This window comes from Leisingera sp. (assembly GCF_034669605.1).
GTDB lineage: Bacteria > Pseudomonadota > Alphaproteobacteria > Rhodobacterales > Rhodobacteraceae > Leisingera.
Genome location: NZ_JAXMOX010000375.1, coordinates 1 through 1718 on the forward strand (window position 1 = coordinate 1; position 1718 = coordinate 1718).

General features: G+C 65.3%; 2 protein-coding genes. Both read right to left on the reverse strand.

Going from position 1 to position 1718, the window contains the following annotated elements; translation table 11 throughout:
- Positions 1 to 1291, reverse strand: a 1291-nt coding sequence (locus VOI29_RS24385; RefSeq protein ID WP_323784471.1) for a terminase large subunit, incomplete at its 3' end; no start/stop codon positions are given.
- Positions 1288 to 1718, reverse strand: a 431-nt coding sequence (locus VOI29_RS24390; RefSeq protein ID WP_416361585.1) for a P27 family phage terminase small subunit, incomplete at its 5' end; no start/stop codon positions are given. The genes VOI29_RS24385 and VOI29_RS24390, both read right to left, overlap by 4 nt.

Below are 1718 nucleotides of genomic sequence, written 5' to 3' on the forward strand. Positions count from 1 at the left end.
ACAGCTCATAGGGCGCCTGATCCCGCGCCGAGCGGTCCAGCAGCGTGTCCTTCGGCGTCCAGAACCATGTTTTCGACACCAGCTTTTCCGCGTCCTTGGTGGCATCCAGAACCCAGGTCAGCGTCAGCGCCGAGAAGTCCCGCACCTGGCTGAGGTCGAGCCCGCCGAAACAGGGATAGCCCGCCTCGGTGAGCGCTTCCGGATCCACCTCGCCATGGCAGGCGGTCCAGGCTTCCCGTTTGATCGCCGCCTTCACAGATTGCGTCCACTGGCAGAAGTGCAGCCGGGCGATGCCATTGCGTTTGCCCGGCATCATCTTTGCCTGTTTCACCACGTCCCGCAGATAGTCCTCTTCGATCGTCACCCCCAGAAGCGGGTTCACCTTTGCCCAGCAGCCCGGGTCATTCTCCCAGTCGTCGCCGTCATCCAGCGAACAGATGAACGCAAAGGTGCTGTCATCTTCCTGCACGCCGGTCACAACGTTCACGCCGTGCTGGTGCTCCTCCCAGCAGATCGATTTCTTGTCGGTGCCCGAGTTGGTCGCCATGCACAACAGCGGCTGCTTGCGGAACTTGAAGCCCCGCTCCAGCATGTCGATCACGTCCCGGTTCGGATGCTCATGCACCTCATCGGTCAACGCGCAATGCGGCCGCGGGCCCGACTGCGCCTTCTCTGCCGACAGCGGCTTGAACTTCCGCTTGTCGCCGCCGCGCCCCACATAGGTCATCTGCCAGACCGGGTTTTCGCCCTGCTGCGAGACCCGCCGTTTCAGGACCGGCGACTGGTCGACCATCGCCACCGCATCCTGAAAGAGAATGCCCGCCTGGTCCTTCTTGGCCGCCGCCGCGTAGACCTCGGCCCGCGGCTCCCCGTCCGCCACCATCATGTAAAGGCCGATGCCGCCGAGCATCGGCGACTTGCCGTTGCCCTTGCCCTCCTCATCATAGAAGCGCTTGAACCGGCGCAGCCAGGCCCGGTGCGTGGCGCTGTATTTCTTCCAGCCGAACAGCGATCCGATGCGAAACGCCTGGCTCGGGTGCAAGTGGAACGGCCGCCCCTCGAACTGGCCGCCGTTCAGCCGCAGCACCTTCGGGAAAAAATCGATCGCCCGCCTGGCCGCGGCCAGATCCCACTTCAGCCCCCGCTTCGGACCTTCCACCAGATCACGCAGGTGCCGCGCCGCTGCTGCCCGCACATACGGCCCCGCAACGATCTCCCCCGCCGACACGTCCTGCGCCCAGGCTGTCACCGGGTCATCCTCATAGGATACCGGCTCGATCGTGTCGGTCACGTCAGATAGCCTTCCGGCCCGTTCGGGTCAGGGAAGCTGAAGCCCATCTGCCCGCCGCCAGACAGGCCTCGCTCGGCCGCAGGCGTCATGCCGAAGTCATTGGCCAGCGCCCGGATCTGCCGGAAGGTCTCATTGAGCTGCGCCACTTCAGGACGGGCTTTGATCTGCTTTCCGTTCCGGGTCTCGCTCTCGTAGGTCTCCCCGGTCTCTTCCAGCTCCAGGGTCAGCCGCTCATGGCGGACCACCGCAGCGCAAAGCTGGCGGAACATGAACACATTGTGCGGCTTCAGCCGGTCGACCGTCGGGTGGCACAGAGGCAGCGCCAGCCGGTCAAAGGTCCAGCGCAGCTCGCCGGTGAGCCCCTCCGGCCGCAACTCTTCCAGCCGGGCCCGGGCGCGCTCATCCAGATTGTGCAGCTGGCCGCCGT